The organism is Roseomonas sp. SRI_022 (assembly GCF_057586215.1).
Window position 1 is genome coordinate 15,619 of sequence record NZ_JBYCZL010000011.1, and the last position, 15,954, is coordinate 31,572.

Here is a 15,954-nt window from a genome sequence, read left to right on the forward strand (position 1 = left end):
CTGATCCACGTCGCGGCGATAGCAGTCTGCCGCAACGCACAACGATTGGAGCCGTGGATCATGCCAGCGAACGACGCCGAATTCGGCGGAACGACCGGGGATCGCAACCTCGCCTTCGCGCAGGGGTGGAATCCTTCGTCGAAATCCGCCCGCGGCGGCATTTCCTTCCCGCAGCAGGTGAAGGTGCGCGCGGGGGAAATCCTGATCCGCATCGGCCATTCGGTGGACAATGCCGGCAATCCGATTCCGGACTGGGTGAACCTGACCTCCCCCTGGTGGATGACGAGCAGCACCTTCCACGAGATCACCGGCCGCAGCGAGGATTCCGGGACCGAGATCAGCCACATGGTGCGCATGAAGCTGGCGCTGACGCCGGATTTCGGCGTCGCCGACACGCTGTTCTGGGTGATCGTGCGGCAGACCCTGCGCGCCTGGAACGGTCGTGGCTTCCCGGTGATGGAGGATCCCGATCCGGCGGTGCGGGAGAAGCAGGGCGTGCCGCTCGCCTGGCATGGCGGCTACGAGATCTCGCAGAACTTCATCCCCGGCCTTCGCGACTTCGCGGCCTGGAAGCCATCCCCGATTGCGCTTGCCAGTTTCGACGTGCTGCCGAAGATGCCGCTGACGGCCTGGGGGTCGCTGCGCGATGGCGGATTCGCGCCGATCCCCTTCCCAGTGCCCTGAGACGGAGCGCGCCCGATGACCCCCGTCCTTGCCGCTTTCCCGCAGCGCCCGATGAAACTCCGGCCCGGGCGCGGTTCGCTCGGCGGATGGATGATGGCCCTGTTGGGGATACTGCTGTTCGGTGCCTTCATCGCCATGCTGGCGATAGATATCGGTCCCGCCATCCGCGACGACTTCGCGGTGCGGAACGAGGCGCGGCCCGCATCCTTCGCCCGCGTCAGTGAGGGGCGCTGCCGGTCGCGCCTGTTCCTGTTCCAGACCTGCGACCTGACGCTGGCCTGGCGGGACAAGGATGGCAGCCACACGCGCAAGGTCAGCTACATGTTCGTGGAGCCGCACATGGGCTCCTGGACGGCCAATGCGATGATGGATCCGCAGCGGCCGGCGCTGGTGACGACGGATCTCGGGCTCGACCGGCTATGGAACCGCGTGGCGACGGCCGCCGGTGGCGGGATCTTCGCATTGCTGCTGATCGGCGGGCTGCTCCTCGGCGCGCGCAAGGCGCAGGCCAAGAAGGGCGAGGTGAAGGCGCTGTCCGGCCGTGCGCTGCGCGCCGTGCCGGTGGCTTTCGACGGCTGGGGGGAGGGACCCACCTGGCGCGTGCGGGATGAGGGCGGGGCGACCTTTGAATGGCCGGTGCGCAAATCCGACAAGCCCTTCGTGCTGGACCCGCAGCAGGGTCTGGTACTGGCGCTGCGCGCGCCGGAAGGCGGGCCGGCCTTTCCGCTGGACGACAAGCTGCGCTTCGTGACGCTTACGAGTGAAGAACGCGCGCGGATCGAGGCTGCGCGCTGGTCGGCCGCCCCGGCGCCCTGATCAGATCACGCGCGCTTGCGCTTCGCCGCCGGCCGGGCTTCCACGCGCGCCAGCAGCGGTGCCAGGAAGCGTCCGGTATGGCTTTCCGGCACGGCGGCGACATCCTCCGGCGTGCCCTCGGCGATCATCCGCCCGCCGCCCTCGCCACCCTCGGGACCGAGGTCGAGCACCCAGTCGGCGGTCTTGATGACCTCGAGGTTGTGCTCGATCACCACGACCGTGTTGCCCTGGTCCACCAGTGCGTGCAGCACTTCGAGCAGCTTGCGCACATCCTCGAAATGCAGGCCCGTGGTGGGTTCGTCGAGGATGTACAGCGTGCGGCCCGTCGCGCGGCGCGACAGTTCCTTCGACAGTTTGATGCGCTGCGCCTCGCCGCCCGACAGCGTCGTGGCCTGCTGCCCGAGATGGATGTAGCCGAGCCCGACATCGCGCAGCACCGACAATTTGTCGCGGATGGACGGCACGGCGGAGAAGAACTCCACGCCCTCATCCACCGTCATGTCGAGCACATCGGCGATCGACTTGCCGCGGAACTTCACCTCCAGCGTCTCGCGGTTGTAGCGCTTGCCCTTGCAGGTGTCGCAGGTGACGTAGACGTCAGGCAGGAAGTGCATCTCGATCTTGATGAGGCCGTCGCCCTGGCAGGCCTCGCAACGGCCGCCCTTCACGTTGAAGGAGAAGCGGCCGGCCTTGTAGCCGCGTGCACGGGATTCCGGCATCTCCGAGAACCAGTCGCGGATCGGCGCGAATAGCCCGGTATAGGTCGCGGGGTTGGATCGCGGCGTGCGGCCGATCGGCGACTGGTCAATGTCGATGATCTTGTCGAGGTGTTCCAGCCCCTCGATCCGGTCATGCGGGGCGGGGACCTCGGCGGCACCCATCAGGCGGCGGGACGCAGCCTTGTAGAGCGTTTCGATCACCAGCGTGGACTTGCCGCCACCGGACACGCCCGTGATGCAGGTGAAAGTGCCGAGCGGGATCGATGCGGTCAGGTTCTTCAGGTTGTTGCCGGTGGCACCGACGACGCGGAGTTGTTTCTTCCTGTCCGTCTTGCGGCGCGTGGCCGGCACCTCGATCCGGCGGCTGCCGGAGAGATACTGGCCGGTCAGGCTGGCAGGATTGGCCGCGACCTCGGCCGGCGTGCCCTGCGCGATGACCTGCCCGCCGCCCTTGCCGGCAGCGGGACCGATATCGACGAGGTGGTCGGCCTGGCGGATCGCGTCCTCGTCATGCTCGACGACCAGCACGGTGTTGCCGAGGTCGCGCAGCCGCCGCAACGTGGTCAGCAGCCGTTCATTGTCGCGCTGGTGCAGGCCGATCGACGGTTCGTCCAACACGTACAGCACGCCGGTCAGCCCCGAGCCGATCTGCGATGCCAGCCGGATACGCTGCGATTCGCCACCCGACAGCGTGGCGGAGGACCGGCCGAGGCTCAGGTAGTCCAGGCCGACATCGACCAGGAACTGCAACCGTTCCTCGATCTCGCGCAGGATGCGCCGGGCGATCTCCTGACGCTGCGGGGTCAGCGTTTCCATCACCGTGGCGAACCAGTCGCGCGCGCGGCGGATCGACAGGTCGCTGACCTCGCCGATGTGCTTCGTCGCGATCTTCACCGACAGCGCCTGCGGCTTGAGGCGATAGCCGTTGCAGACCTGGCAGGGCTTCTGCGCCTGGTAGCGGGACAGGTCCTCTCGCACCCAGGGATTGTCGGTTTCCTTGAAGCGGCGTTCGAGGTTGGGGATGATGCCCTCGAAGGGCTTCTTCACCTCATAGGCGCGCAGCCCGTCCTTGTAGCGCAGCGTGACGACCTCATCGCCGGTGCCGTGCAGGATCTGCTGACGCACCGCGGCCGGGATGTCCTGCCAGGGCATCGTCATCGCGAACTTAAAGTGCTTCGCCAAGCTTTCCAGCGTCTGGGTGTAGTAGGGCGATTGCGCGCCGGTCCAGGGCATGACCGCCCCGTCCTTCAGCGACACATCGTCCTGCGGCACCACGAGCATCGGGTCGAAGAAGGTCTCGGTGCCGAGGCCGTCGCAGGACGGGCAGGCGCCATGCGGGGAGTTGAAGGAGAAGAGCCGCGGCTCGACTTCCTCGATGGTGAAGCCGGAGACCGGGCAGGCGAATTTCGCGCTGAACACGGTGCGGTCCTGCGTATCCGCATTCTCGGCGTAAGCGATGCCGTCGGAGAGCGAGAGCGCGGTCTCGAAGGAATCGGCGAGGCGCTGGGCGATCCCTTCGCGCACCACGATTCGGTCCACCACCGCCTCGATGTCGTGCTTCAGCTTCTTGTCCAGCTTCGGCGCTTCGGCGATCAGGTGCAGCGCGCCGTTGATCTTCACGCGTTCGAAGCCGCGGCGCTGCAGCTCGGCCAGCTCCTTCTTGAATTCGCCCTTCTTGCCGCGCGCGATGGGGGCGAGCAGCAGCAGCCTCGTGCCTTCCTCCATCGCCATGACGCGATCGACCATCTGGGAGACGGTCTGCGCCTCGATCGGCAGGCCCGTCGCTGGGGAGTACGGCACGCCGGCCCGTGCCCAGAGCAGGCGCATGTAGTCGTGGATCTCAGTGACCGTGCCGACGGTGGACCGCGGATTGTGGCTGGTGGTCTTCTGCTCGATGGAGATGGCCGGCGACAGGCCCTCGATCGAATCGACATCGGGCTTCTGCATCAGTTGCAGGAACTGCCGCGCATAGGCGGAGAGCGACTCGACGTAGCGTCGTTGCCCCTCCGCATAGATGGTGTCGAAGGCGAGCGAGGACTTGCCCGACCCCGACAGGCCGGTGACGACCGTCAGACGGTCGCGCGGGATGTCGAGGTCCACGTCCTTCAGGTTGTGTTGCCTGGCGCCGCGGATACGGATCTGGCCGGTCATGCGATGGGGGCTCCGCGCGGCGCGGCGGAGCCGGCCGGTGATGTTCCGGTGATGTTCTCTTTACTATATGATCCGGGACGCGCCGGAAGGGAAGGGGATGTTGCGATGCGGCAGCGTCGTGGCAGGGTCCGCCGGGCGTCGGGGCGGCACTGCCCCTGGGCAGGCGGGAGACTGGCCGCCGCTGCCCGGAAAGGCTAGTATGTCCGGCCGAATTTCCAGAGAGCAGCAGGTATGGCAGGCGTCAACAAGGCGATCATTCTCGGGCGGCTCGGCCGCGATCCGGAAGTCCGCAACTTCCAGAACGGCGGCAAGGTCGTGAACCTGCGAATCGCAACGTCCGAGCGATACAAGGACCGCGAGGGCAACCAGCAGGAGCGGACCGAGTGGCACGCCGTGGCGATCTTCAATGAACGCCTGGGCGAGGTGGCCGAGAAGTACCTGCGCAAGGGCAGCGAGGTCTACATCGAGGGCCAGATCGAAACCCGCAAATGGCAGGACCAGGCTGGGCAGGAGCGTTACACGACCGAGATCGTGCTGCGCCAGTTCCGCGGCGAATTGCAGCTCGTGGGCGGGCGCGGCTCGGGCGGTGGTGCCTCGGATGACGGCGGCTATGCGGAACGGCCAGCGAGTGGTGGCGGTGGCGCGTCGCGCGGCGGCTACGAAGGCGGCAGTGGCGGACGGTCCGCCGGTGGGTCGCGTGGCGGTGGCGGCTGGGATTCGAAGAAGACCGACCTCGACGACGAAATCCCGTTCTGAACCGGCCCCGGCGCGGCGGTTGACTGCGGCCGCCGCGCGGTGCCTATGACGCCCGAAACCCGCGCGCGGCAGCGCCGCGCCGCCCCATGACCGGATCGAGCCCAGCCGAGTGAGCGACCCCAGCACCCCTGGCGACACCCCCATCGACACGCAGCCTGTTGCGCTCGAGGAGGAGATGCGCCGCTCCTATCTCGACTATGCGATGAGCGTGATCGTCGCGCGCGCCCTGCCGGATGTGCGCGACGGGCTGAAGCCGGTGCATCGCCGCATCCTGTTTGCGATGCAGGAGGCCGGCTACACCTCCGACAAGCCGTATCGCAAATCGGCCCGCGTCGTCGGCGACGTCATGGGTAAGTATCACCCGCATGGCGATGCCTCGATCTACGACGCCATGGTACGCATGGCGCAGCCCTTCTCGATGCGCGTGCCGCTGATCGACGGACAGGGCAATTTCGGCTCGGTGGACGGCGATCCGCCGGCGGCGATGCGCTACACCGAAGCGCGCCTCGCGCCGTCAGCGATGGCGCTGCTGGAGGGCATCGACGAGGACACCGTCGATTTCCAGGCGAACTACGACGAAAGCGCGCATGAACCCCGCGTGCTGCCAGCCGCCTTCCCGAATCTGCTGGTCAATGGCGCGGGCGGCATCGCCGTCGGCATGGCGACGAACATCCCGACGCACAACCCGACCGAGGTCATCGACGCGACCCTCGCGCTGGTCGCCGACAATTCGCTGACGCTCGAAGACCTGATGAAGATCATCCCCGGGCCGGACTTCCCGACCGGCGGGTTGATCCTCGGGCGTTCGGGCATTCGCGCGGCCTTCGAGACGGGTCGGGGATCGATCCCGCTGCGCGCGCGCGCCGAGATCGAGGAGATGCGCGGCGGCCGCCAGGCCATCGCCGTCACGGAGATCCCCTATCAGGTCAACAAGGCGACGCTGCTGGAGAAGATCGCCGAACTCGTCCGCGCGAAGGCGATCGAAGGCATCTCCGACCTGCGCGACGAATCCGATCGTTCGGGCATGCGCATCGTCATTGAGCTGAAGCGCGATGCGACGGTCGAGGTGGTGCTGAACCAGCTGTATCGCATGACGTCGCTGCAGACGTCTTTCGCGGTGAATTTCCTCGCCCTGCACAATGGGCGCCCGCAGCAGATGGGGCTGCGCGACGCGCTGCTCGCCTTCATCGCCTTCCGCGAGGATGTGATCCTGCGGCGGTCGCGTTATCGCCTCGCCAAGGCGCGCGAGCGCGGGCACTTGCTGATCGGCCTGGCCATCGCGGTCGCCAACATCGATGAGGTGATCCGCGTGATCCGCGCCAGCAGCGATGCCGCCACGGCGCGCGCCGCGCTGATGGAACGCGACTGGCCGGCCGGCGATGTCGGCGTGCTGCTCGCTCTGGTGGACGACTACCGCAATGTCATCACGCCCGAAGGCACGGTGCGGCTGACCGAGGAACAGGCCCGCGGCATTCTCGACCTGCGCCTGCAGCGCCTGACCGGCCTGGAACGCGAGAAGATCACCGGCGAGCTTGGTGAGGTCGGCGAGCGCATCCGCGATCTGCTCGACATTCTCGGCTCCCGCCCGCGCCGTATGGAGGTGATGACCGAGGAATTGCGCAGGGTGCGCGGCGAGATCGCCTCCCCGCGCATGACGCAGATCGTCGACGGCCTCGCCGATGTGGACGACGAAAGCCTGATCGAGCCCGGCACCATGGTGGTGACGCTGACGCGCGACGGCTACGTCAAGCGCACGCCGCTCGACACCTTCCGCGCCCAGGGGCGCGGCGGGAAGGGGCGCACGGGCGCGGGCACGCGGGAGGATGACGTCGTCATCCGGTCCTTCGTCGCGCATACCCACCAGTTCGTGCTGTTCTTCACCAGCCGCGGCATCGCCTTCCGCGAGAAGGTCTGGCAGTTGCCCGAAGGCGGTGCGACGGGCCGCGGCCGTTCGCTGCGCCAAGTGCTGGCGTTGCAGGAAGGTGAGAGCGTGACGGCTGTGCTGCCGCTGCCGCTCGATGAATCGCTGTGGGACGGGCTGCACCTGGTCTTCGCGACGGTGCAGGGCAATGTCCGGCGCAACCGGCTATCGGACTTCAAGAACGTCCGCTCCTCCGGCTTGATCGCGATGAAGCTGGATGAGGGCGACAGCCTGGTGGGTGTGGCCACCTGCCGGGAGGGCGACGATGTGTTGCTCGCCACGCGGCTGGGCAAGGCGATCCGGTTCCAGGCGGAGCCCGACACGCTGCGCCTGTTCGCCGGGCGCGATTCGACCGGCGTGCGTGGCATTCGGTTGGCCGAGGGCGACAGCGTGATCGCCCTGTCCGTGCTGCGCCACGGCGACGCATCGCCGGAGGAGCGCGCTGCCTATCTGAAGGCCGCAGCTGCCCGGCGCCGTGGGGCTGACGAGGAAGCCGAAGTCGCTCCGATCGAGGACAGCGAGGAAGCGGTCGCTGACGTCGCGCTCAGCCCTGAGCGTTTCGATGCGCTGGCGGAGGCGGAGGAGATGATCCTCGCCGTGACCGATGGCGGCTTCGGCAAGCGCACCTCCTCGCACGAATACCGCGTCACCGGTCGCGGCGGGCAGGGCATCAACGGGATCACGCTGTCCCGTCGTACGGGTCGCGAGGTTGTCGCGACCTTCCCGGTGCGCACCGGCGATCACCTCATGCTGGTCACCGATGGTGGGCAGCTCATCCGCATCGAGGCCGATGCGGTGCGCAGCACCGGCCGCCAGGGCATGGGTGTCACGCTGATGCGGCTGGCCGATGGCGAGCGGGTCATTTCCTGCTTCCCCGTGGCCGATGACGAAGACAGCGGCGAGGCCCCGCCGCCCGAGGAAACGGCAGACAACAATGACTGAACGCGTTGCCCTGTATCCGGGCACCTTCGACCCGGTCACCAACGGGCATCTCGACGTGATCGGCCGCGCCGCGCGGCTGGTCGATCGCCTCGTGGTCGGCGTCGCGATCAACATCGGCAAGGGGCCGTTGTTCGATCTCGAGGAACGGGTCGATCTGGTGCGTGCCGAGGTTGCGCCCATCGCGGAGCGCACCGGCACGGCGATCGAGGTGCGTCCCTTCCAGGGTCTGCTCGTCCAGTATGCGCGCGACATCGGCGCCCGGATGATCGTCCGCGGCCTGCGTGCCGTCGCCGATTTCGACTACGAGTTCCAGATGGTCGGCATGAACCGGCGCCTGGATCAGGAGATCGAGACGGTCTTCCTGATGGCCTCGGAGACCAACCAGTTCATCGCCTCCCGTCTCGTGAAGGAGATCGCGCGGCTGGGGGGCGATATTTCCGGCTTCGTGCCGAAGACGACGCTTGACCGCACCATGGCCAAGCTGCGCGCAACACAAGGCTGAAGGGACACCGACACATGGACCGCAGGACGCTTCTCGGCGGCAGCATCGCCGCGCTTGGCCTCGCCGCCTGTGCGCAGGATGCGCCGGCACAGACCACGCCGGCCCCGGCCGCCGCCGCGCCGGACCCGGAGAACACGCTGATCCTGGAGGTCCCGTCCGGCACCGTGACCATCCAGCTGCTGCCCGACCTGGCGCCGAACCATGTCGCGCGCATCAAGCAGCTGACCCGCCAGGGCTTCTACAACAACACGCCGTTCCATCGCGTGATCGACGGCTTCATGGCCCAGGGCGGCGACCCGACCGGCACCGGCACGGGCGGTTCGCCGCTGCCGAACCTGCGCGCCGAGTTCAGCCCGCCGTCGCGCGCGCGCTTCCTGCGCGGCACGGTCGGCATGGCGCGCACGGCGGACCCCAACAGCGCGAACAGCCAGTTCTTCATCATGTTCGCACCGAACCAGTCGCTCGACGGCCAGTACACCATCTGGGGCCGCGTGATCTCCGGCATGGATGCCGTGGACCGCATCAAGAAGGGTGCGCCGGGTTCCGGCACCGTGACCAACCCCGACCGCATCCGCACCGCGCGCATCGCCGCGGATGCCCGCTGACCTTTCGCTGAGAGCATCGCCAATGACCGATACCCCCGCCGCCGATCCCGAGAACACGCTGATCCTCGATCTCGAGCACGGCACCGTGACGATCGCGCTGCGCCCCGACCTCGCGCCCAAGCATGTCGAGCAGATCAAGACCCTGGCGCGCCAGGGTTTCTATGACGGCGTGCCGTTCCATCGTGTGATCGAGGGCTTCATGGCCCAGGGCGGTGACCCGACCGGCACCGGGACTGGCGGGTCCGACCTGCCGGACATCGAGGCCGAGTTCAGCCAGCCCGGCACGGCGCGCTTCGTGCGCGGCACCTGCGGCATGGCGCGCACCCAGAACCCGCACAGCGCGAACAGCCAGTTCTTCATCATGTTCGCCCCGGCGCCGAGCCTTGATGGCCAGTACACCATCTGGGGCCAGGTGACGGCCGGGATGGAAGCGATCGACAAGATCAAGCGCGGCGCCGGCGGGTCCGGCATGGTCCAGGGCCCGGACAAGATCCGCAGCCTGAAGGTGGCGGCCGACGCCGCCTGACGCTATGTACCCGGCGCCATGACGACCGGGCGCCGGGTCCGGCTTGCCCACAGCCGGCCGGTGGGCCGCGTGTGTGCCATGCACGCGGCTACGGTGAACCTGGGCGTCAAGGATGCAGGAACTCGCCATTGCTGAGGTGGCGCGTTCCGAAGTTTCGACGCGGTGTCGAAGCCGCGTCTGTGAGCCGGTAGCTCAGTCGGTAGAGCATTCGACTTTTAATCGAATGGTCGAGGGTTCGAGTCCCTCCCGGCTCATTTTCTCCCGGGCGTTGCGTGCGCCGGTATCGTCCCCATCCCGCGTTGCGACCGACCGCTCGTTTGCGACGAAGCGGCGATGCGCCACGCGTTGCGGGCGTGGTGGCGGGCCGCGATCTCATGGCGGCGACAGCGCGTAGCGGGCATGAAATGCGCCCGGAACCAATGCGCCTTCTGGTTGCAGGTCGCGGAAAATTGCGACGTCGGCTGAATGGCTTAAGGCCTTGGTTGGGCGCGGATTTGAGTGATCGTTCTCGCACCGGATGCTACCGATGCGTGCATGATTGCCCGCCCGGCCAGGAGCGCAATCGGGTAAAATCCCTCCCATGAATCAGCGGGGGCAACCCATGCAAACCCTATCGATCGAAATCCTGCCCGTTGGGCCCGACGGCGACCTCTTTCAAATCTGCGATGGAGAACTTTACGGCCACCTTGAGATGGTGGGCATGGACATGCCCTGGGACGATCTGCTCGAGCGTGTAGTGCTTCATCCCGACACTGTGGCCTACCTTGCGCATTGGCTGAGCGACCACGGCGCGCTGTTGGGCAGCCCGCACCCGCCGCGCGTCTATTGGGACGAAGTCGTGCGCGCCGTGCCGGTTGCGCGCCTTCTGTAGCGCGCGGGCCGACATCGGCGCGCCCGGCGCGCCTTCGCGGGTGCGGGTGGGTAGGGCGCGCGCAAAGCGTTCTCCACTGCATGCTCCTGGCGTGCTGCCCTATCAGCACCATGGCGAAGCCGCGCGGCACCGCCGTCATCACCGGTGCCGCGCCAGATGCCCCGTAGCGGACACCAGATTCAGCCGCCCCCCTGGACAGCATCGCCCGGGCGCTGGACCATGCGCGCAAAGGAAAAGGAGAACGTGGCGATGGCGCGACGCAGCAAGGTCGTGGCGGATTTTGACGCGGCGGTGGCCGGCATACCGGATGGTGCGACCATTGCCTTTGGCGGCTTCGCCCTGCCGGGTTCGCCCTTCAACCTGACCGCCGCGCTGTTGCGCCAGGGCGCGAAGCGGCTGGTCTGCGTCGGCAACACCACGGGCGGCCCGCGCAAGCCGCGCAATCCCGACATCGGCATGCTGGTGGAAAACGGCCAGGTCGCGAAGGTGATCTGTTCCTTCACCGCGGCGCCACGGGCCTCGGACGTACTGCCCTTCACCCCCTACTACGAACGCGGCGAGGTGGATGCTGAAACCGTCCCGCAAGGCACGCTTGCCGAACGCCTGCGCGCCGCGGGCGCCGGCGTCCCTGCCTTCTTCACGCCGGCCGGCGTCGGCACGGAGCTTGCCGAGGGGCGCGAGACGCGCGTCATCAACGGCCGCGAGTACCTGTTGGAATACGCGTTGCCCTGCGACGTCGCCCTGCTGCGCGCGTATCAGGCGGATGAGGCCGGCAATCTCCGTTTCCGCCGCGCCCAGCGCAACTTCAATCCGATCATGGCCATGGCCTCGAAACTCGTGATCGTCGAGGTCGAGGAACCGATCCTGCCGGCCGGCGCGATCGATCCCGACGACGTCCATACGCCTGGCATCCTGGTGCATCGCCTGGTGCACATCCCGCCGGCGCCGGCGGCAATCTGGCCCAGCCTGAAGGAGACCCGCTGATGCCCTGGTCGCGCACCCAGATCGCCGAGCGCCTGGCGCGTGAACTGCAGGACGGCTGGATCGTGAACCTCGGCGTCGGCATGCCGACGCTGATCACCGACGTGCCGCTCGGTGAGCGCGAGGTCTTCTTCCATGCCGAGAACGGCGTCATCGGCTTCGGCCCGGTCGCAGCCGAGGGGCAGGAGGACATCCATCTGGTGGATGCCAGCCGGCGCTACGTCACGCTGCCGCCCGGCGCTGCCATTGTCGATCACGCTGACAGCTTCGCGCTGATCCGCAGCGGGCGGATCGATGTGACGATCCTCGGCAGTTACGAGGCCGCGGCGAATGGCGACTTTGCCAATTGGAAGGTGAAGGGGGCCAAGGGCGGGGTGATCGGCGGCGCGATGGATCTCGCGGCCTGTGCCAAGAACGTCTTCCTGATGATGGAGCACCGCACGCGGGATGGCTCGCCGCGTCTGCTCGCGACCTGCTCCCTGCCGGTCACCGCGCGCGGCGTGGTCAAGCTGGTGGCGACCGAACTCGGTCTCTTCGCGCCGACGGGCGCTGCCTTCGCGGTGCGCGACCTGGCACCCGGCGTGTCGATCGATGAGGTGCGTGCGGCCACCGCCTGCCCGGTCACGGAGTGAGCGCCATGCATATCGACTACTACGCTTCGTTGAACTCGCCCTGGACCTATCTCGGCGCGGCCCGGATCGAGGCGCTGGCGGCGCAGCACGGCGCGTCCCTCCGCATCTTCCCGGTCGATTTCGGCGCGATCTTCGCCGGCTCTGGCGGCCTGCCGCTGCCCAAGCGGTCCCCACAGCGTCAGGCCTATCGGTTGCAGGAACTGGCCCGCTGGCGTGATGCGCTGGGCATTCCGATCACGACCCATCCGAAGCATTTCCCGCACAATGAGCTGCCCGCCTGCGGCTGTGTCATCGCGTTGCGCGAGACGATGGGCGACGCGCCGGCCATCGCGCTGGCGCATCGCGTGCTGAAGGCGCTGTGGGAGGAGGAGAAGGATCCTGCCGACCCTACGACCCTCGCCGCGCTGATCGGTGATGTGGGCCTGGATGCTGCGAAGGTCATGGCGCTCGGTGCCGAGCCGCGCTGGCTCGAACGCCGCGCCGCGGACACCAAGGCGGCGCTCGATCGCGGCGTATTCGGCGCGCCGTCCTATGTGATCGGGGATGACATCTTCTGGGGCCAGGACCGGCTGGACTTCGTGGCGCGCCGTCTGGCGCGGGGATAGCACCCGGCGCATCATTCCCCGATCCGCACTCCGGGGATTATGCGCATGACCGACCTCGCTGCCCTGCGCCGCACAGCGCTCGATTGGATCACCGCGAATGAGGGCCGCATGTCGGCCTTCAACGAGCGCATCTGGCACTTCGCCGAGCCGGCCTGGCGGGAATACCGTTCGGCGGCCGCCTACGTGGACTTCCTGCGCGCCGAGGGTTTCGAGGTGGAGGCCGGATCGGGCGGCATGCCGACCGCCTTTGTCGCGCGCTGGGGTAAGGGCGGGCCGCTGCTTGCCTCCTTCTCGGAATACGATGCGGTGCCGGGCAATTGCCAGGCGGTGGTGCCGCGCCGGGAACCGCGCGCGGGGATGCACCCCTATGCAGCGGGACATACCGATCCGCATTCCTCGCTGGGCACGGCGGCACTGACATCGGTGCTCGCGGCCAAGGCGGCGTTGCAGGCTACGGGCACGCCAGGGCGGCTGGTACTGTTCGGCGAACCCGCGGAGAAGGTCTGCGGATCGAAGCCCGTGCATGCGGCGAAGGGGTATTATGACGGGCTGGATGCGGCGGTTGTCTATCACCCCCACATGCAGAACACGGTGACCGCGGAAACGCAGTTCGGCGCCTATTGGTCCTGCGTCATCACCTTCACCTGCGAGAGCCCCGAGACCTGGATCGACAAGTCGCTGCTGCCGATCCGCGACGTCGGCCACGCCGCCGCCCGCGCGCCCGGTGCCACCGACGCGCTGTGCCTGATGTACACGACGACGAAATACACCAAGGAGGCGATGTTCCCCCACGCCGGCGCCTGGACGCTGAACGAGTTCATCATGCATGGCGGGGACGCGACCTCGGACAACCTCGCGCCGCGCTTCACGCAGATCCAGTATTCCTGGCGCACGCCGTCGCTGCCGATGGCGCAGCAGATCGGCAATGTGCTGATGGCCAATGCGCGTTCGGCGGCTGCGGCGACGGCCTGTACGGCGCATCTGCGCTGGGTGACCAAGACGCGCGTCGGCTTGGCCAATACCGTGCTGACCGATGCCACCTGGGCGAACCTGCAGGAGGTCGGGCCGCCATCCTATGGCGAGGCCGCGAAGTCCTTCGCGCGCGAGATCCAGTCCGGGCTCGGCCTGGCGCCGATGGACGATCCCTTCGCTCCCGCCAACACCAAGCTGTCCACACCGGCCGAATTCGAGGCCGGCATGCGCCATTTCCTGCCGCCCTGGCAGATGCATTTGTCCGCTGATGACTATGTCGAGTTCTGCTGGCATTGCCCGACGGTGCGGCTGCTGACCGCGCGGCCGCGGCTGCGCGCGCCGGATGCGGAATTCGACTACCCGACGTGGTCCTACAACGCGCTGGGCGGCCTGCCGGCGGCCATCGACCCGGGCATGTTCGTCGCTGCGAAGACCATGGCGCTGACGCTGGTCGACCTGGTCGCCAAGCCCGGCCTGCTGGAATCCGCGCAAGCGGAATGGCGGGATCGCACCGGCGGCGGCATGGGCGGGTCGAAATGGGTCCCGCCGCTGCTGGATAAGGATTTCGCAGCACCCGTCGATCTGCGCTGGCCGGAATACGCCACAACGGCGCGCGGTGATGAATGGTGCGTGCCGACGCCGCTCGATGGCCTCGGCGCCGGGGAGCGGCTTTAGCGCGCGAAGGCCGCGGCGGCCTGGCCTGCCGCGCGCCCCGTCGCGAAGCAGGCCTGCAGGAGGTAGCCACCCGTCGGCGCCTCCCAGTCCAGCATCTCGCCGCAGGCGAAGATACCGGGATGGCGGCGCAGCATCAGCGCCGCGTCCAGTTCATCCCAGGCCAGTCCTCCGGCCGAGGAGATGGCGCGCTCGATCGGGAAGGGCGCGGTCAGGCGCAGCGGCACGGCCTTGACCAGGGTAGCGAGGTCGTCGCGCGGCGCGCCGGCGTGCAGCGCTTCCTGCACCAGCGCCACGGCGACGGGCGACAATCCCCCGGCGCGGCGCAAATGGTTGGACAGGGACACCGCGCCTGGCCGGCCGCCGAGGCGCCGCACCAGGTCGTCGCGCGACAGGTCCGGCCGCAGGTCGAGAGCCAGGGTGGCGTCCCCGCTGGTCGCGATGGCGTCACGCAGTGGCGCGGATAATGCGTAGACCGCGCCGCCTTCGATGCCCTGGGCGGTGAGCACCGCCTCGCCACGGATTGTGGTGCCGCCGAAGGTCAGCGCAATGCGCTTCAGTGGCGTGCCAGCGAAGCGCACGCGCAGGTGATCCGACCATGCGATGGCGAAGCCCATGTTGGATGGCCGCAGCGGCGCGATCGCGCAGCCCGGCAGCAGCGACACCCAGCCTCCATCGGACCCGAGCCGCGGCCAGGAGGCGCCGCCGAGTGCGAGGACCGTCGCGGCAGGGCGTTCGATCCGTTCACCCTCCGCCGTTGCGAAGCGCAATCCGCCGTCCTCGGTGACGCCTGTCCAGCGATGGCGCGGGCGCAGCGTGACGCCAAGCGAGGCGAGCCGGGCCAGCCAGGCGCGCAGCAGCGGTGACGCCTTCATCGCCCTTGGGAAGACGCGCCCCGAACTGCCCACGAAGGTTTCCTGACCCAGCCCCTCGCACCAGGCGATCAGGCCTTCGGGCGGGAAGGCGCGGATGAAGGGCTCAAGGCGCCCTCGTGCGGTGCCGTAGCGGCCAAGGAACGCATCGAGTGGTTCGGAATGCGTGACGTTCAACCCACCCCGTCCGGCAATAAGCAGCTTCCGCGCGGGGGAGGGCATGTGGTCGAAGACGGTGACGGCCGCCCCGGATGCGGCCGCTGCCTCGGCCGCCATCAGCCCCGCGGGGCCGGCGCCGAGGATGGCGATGCCGTAACGCGCCTCCGCGCTCCGGTCGTTGGACGCGATCAGGCCGCGCTCCGCTCAAGCAGCTCGATCGAGATGTTCTCTGGCCCACGCAGGAAGGCGATGCGTACGCCGGGGCGGACCGTGTTCGGCTCCATCGTGAAGGTCACGCCCTTCGCCTTCAGTTCGGCGACCACGGCATCGATGTTCTTCACCGCCAGACCGATATGCTCCAGCCCGCGATAGGGCGCGGAAGGTGCCTCGCCGGTGGTGGGTTCGGTGATCGGGGAGACGAAGATTGGCTGGCCACCGAGGTTGAAGTCGATGCGTTGCGGGCTGCGCTTCAGTTCGACACCAAAGACACGCTCATAGAAGGCGGCCGTCGCCTCGATGTCCGGGCTGCGCAGGTGGATGTGGTCGAAGGTGAAGGTCATGGCGGGCT

Annotated in this window: 15 protein-coding genes and 1 tRNA gene; 13 read left to right on the forward strand and 3 right to left on the reverse strand. The window is 68.1% G+C overall.

Going from position 1 to position 15,954, the window contains the following annotated elements; genetic code table 11:
- Nucleotides 1-60: 60 nt before the first annotated feature.
- Together AC2YHJ_RS12690 and AC2YHJ_RS12695 are read left to right on the forward strand one after the other, a co-directional pair.
- The gene (locus AC2YHJ_RS12690; RefSeq protein WP_487396426.1) at nt 61-684 is read left to right on the forward strand and encodes a hypothetical protein; all 624 of its coding nucleotides are present in this window, start codon (nt 61-63) and stop codon (nt 682-684) included.
- Nucleotides 685-699: 15 nt separating this feature from the next.
- Complete coding sequence (locus AC2YHJ_RS12695; protein WP_487396427.1) at nt 700-1,500, forward strand: hypothetical protein; 801 nt, start codon at nt 700-702, stop codon at nt 1,498-1,500.
- 5 nt (nt 1,501-1,505) lie between these two features.
- Here the strand turns inward: AC2YHJ_RS12695 and uvrA are convergent, their stop codons facing one another.
- Nucleotides 1,506-4,370: an excinuclease ABC subunit UvrA gene (gene uvrA / locus AC2YHJ_RS12700; RefSeq protein ID WP_487396428.1), complete on the reverse strand. Its 2,865-nt coding sequence runs from the start codon at nt 4,368-4,370 to the stop codon at nt 1,506-1,508.
- A 231-nt stretch (nt 4,371-4,601) separates the two neighbouring features.
- Here uvrA and ssb point away from each other — a divergent pair, with 231 nt between their 5' ends.
- The 11 genes from ssb to AC2YHJ_RS12755 all read left to right on the forward strand — a co-directional run bounded on the left by ssb (nt 4,602) and on the right by AC2YHJ_RS12755 (nt 14,358).
- A complete protein-coding gene (gene ssb / locus AC2YHJ_RS12705) occupies nt 4,602-5,126 on the forward strand; it encodes a single-stranded DNA-binding protein (RefSeq protein WP_487396429.1) in 525 nt (174 codons plus the stop codon).
- 109 nt (nt 5,127-5,235) lie between these two features.
- Entirely contained in the window at nt 5,236-7,989 is a 2,754-nt protein-coding gene (gyrA, locus tag AC2YHJ_RS12710; RefSeq protein ID WP_487396430.1) for a DNA gyrase subunit A, read from the forward strand.
- Entirely contained in the window at nt 7,982-8,491 is a 510-nt protein-coding gene (gene coaD / locus AC2YHJ_RS12715) for a pantetheine-phosphate adenylyltransferase (RefSeq protein WP_487396431.1), read from the forward strand. Before gyrA ends, coaD begins: the two co-directional genes overlap by 8 nt.
- 14 nt (nt 8,492-8,505) lie before the next feature.
- The gene (locus AC2YHJ_RS12720) at nt 8,506-9,096 is read left to right on the forward strand and encodes a peptidylprolyl isomerase (protein WP_487396432.1); all 591 of its coding nucleotides are present in this window, start codon (nt 8,506-8,508) and stop codon (nt 9,094-9,096) included.
- 22 nt (nt 9,097-9,118) lie between these two features.
- Nucleotides 9,119-9,622, forward strand: a complete 504-nt coding sequence (locus AC2YHJ_RS12725) for a peptidylprolyl isomerase (RefSeq protein WP_487396433.1) — start codon at nt 9,119-9,121, stop codon at nt 9,620-9,622.
- 181 nt (nt 9,623-9,803) lie between these two features.
- Nucleotides 9,804-9,876: transfer RNA gene (locus tag AC2YHJ_RS12730), tRNA-Lys, on the forward strand.
- A gap of 347 nt (nt 9,877-10,223) precedes the next feature.
- Nucleotides 10,224-10,493: a hypothetical protein gene (locus AC2YHJ_RS12735; RefSeq protein ID WP_487396434.1), complete on the forward strand. Its 270-nt coding sequence runs from the start codon at nt 10,224-10,226 to the stop codon at nt 10,491-10,493.
- Between the two features lie 249 nt (nt 10,494-10,742).
- Nucleotides 10,743-11,477: a CoA transferase subunit A gene (locus AC2YHJ_RS12740; protein WP_487396435.1), complete on the forward strand. Its 735-nt coding sequence runs from the start codon at nt 10,743-10,745 to the stop codon at nt 11,475-11,477.
- Nucleotides 11,477-12,106, forward strand: coding sequence for a CoA-transferase (locus AC2YHJ_RS12745; RefSeq protein WP_487396436.1), 630 nt, complete (start codon nt 11,477-11,479; stop codon nt 12,104-12,106). The genes AC2YHJ_RS12740 and AC2YHJ_RS12745 overlap by 1 nt, the downstream gene beginning before the upstream one ends.
- Before the next feature lie 5 nt (nt 12,107-12,111).
- Nucleotides 12,112-12,711, forward strand: coding sequence for a DsbA family protein (locus tag AC2YHJ_RS12750; protein WP_487396437.1), 600 nt, complete (start codon nt 12,112-12,114; stop codon nt 12,709-12,711).
- Nucleotides 12,712-12,756: 45 nt separating this feature from the next.
- Entirely contained in the window at nt 12,757-14,358 is a 1,602-nt protein-coding gene (locus AC2YHJ_RS12755) for a zinc-binding metallopeptidase family protein (RefSeq protein WP_487396438.1), read from the forward strand.
- Here the strand turns inward: AC2YHJ_RS12755 and AC2YHJ_RS12760 are convergent.
- Both AC2YHJ_RS12760 and AC2YHJ_RS12765 read right to left on the reverse strand, forming a co-directional pair.
- On the reverse strand, nt 14,355-15,536 hold the full coding sequence (locus AC2YHJ_RS12760; protein ID WP_487396584.1) for a TIGR03862 family flavoprotein: 1,182 nt from the start codon (nt 15,534-15,536) through the stop codon (nt 14,355-14,357). The genes AC2YHJ_RS12755 and AC2YHJ_RS12760 overlap by 4 nt on opposite strands.
- A 38-nt stretch (nt 15,537-15,574) precedes the next feature.
- Nucleotides 15,575-15,946, reverse strand: a complete 372-nt coding sequence (locus AC2YHJ_RS12765) for a VOC family protein (RefSeq protein WP_487396439.1) — start codon at nt 15,944-15,946, stop codon at nt 15,575-15,577.
- Between the last annotated feature and the right edge of the window lie 8 nt (nt 15,947-15,954).

Bases quoted from the DNA above. Each gene is read 5' to 3' on its own strand.
- AC2YHJ_RS12725 (WP_487396433.1), top strand. From the start codon at position 9,119: ATGACCGATACCCCCGCCGCCGATCCCGAGAACACGCTGATCCTCGAT.
- AC2YHJ_RS12750 (WP_487396437.1), top strand. From the start codon at position 12,112: ATGCATATCGACTACTACGCTTCGTTGAACTCGCCCTGGACCTATCTC.
- uvrA (WP_487396428.1), bottom strand. From the start codon at position 4,370: ATGACCGGCCAGATCCGTATCCGCGGCGCCAGGCAACACAACCTGAAG.
- AC2YHJ_RS12690 (WP_487396426.1), top strand. From the start codon at position 61: ATGCCAGCGAACGACGCCGAATTCGGCGGAACGACCGGGGATCGCAAC.
- ssb (WP_487396429.1), top strand. From the start codon at position 4,602: ATGGCAGGCGTCAACAAGGCGATCATTCTCGGGCGGCTCGGCCGCGAT.
- coaD (WP_487396431.1), top strand. From the start codon at position 7,982: ATGACTGAACGCGTTGCCCTGTATCCGGGCACCTTCGACCCGGTCACC.
- AC2YHJ_RS12695 (WP_487396427.1), top strand. From the start codon at position 700: ATGACCCCCGTCCTTGCCGCTTTCCCGCAGCGCCCGATGAAACTCCGG.
- AC2YHJ_RS12740 (WP_487396435.1), top strand. From the start codon at position 10,743: ATGGCGCGACGCAGCAAGGTCGTGGCGGATTTTGACGCGGCGGTGGCC.
- AC2YHJ_RS12755 (WP_487396438.1), top strand. From the start codon at position 12,757: ATGACCGACCTCGCTGCCCTGCGCCGCACAGCGCTCGATTGGATCACC.
- AC2YHJ_RS12765 (WP_487396439.1), bottom strand. From the start codon at position 15,946: ATGACCTTCACCTTCGACCACATCCACCTGCGCAGCCCGGACATCGAG.
- AC2YHJ_RS12745 (WP_487396436.1), top strand. From the start codon at position 11,477: ATGCCCTGGTCGCGCACCCAGATCGCCGAGCGCCTGGCGCGTGAACTG.
- AC2YHJ_RS12735 (WP_487396434.1), top strand. From the start codon at position 10,224: ATGCAAACCCTATCGATCGAAATCCTGCCCGTTGGGCCCGACGGCGAC.
- AC2YHJ_RS12720 (WP_487396432.1), top strand. From the start codon at position 8,506: ATGGACCGCAGGACGCTTCTCGGCGGCAGCATCGCCGCGCTTGGCCTC.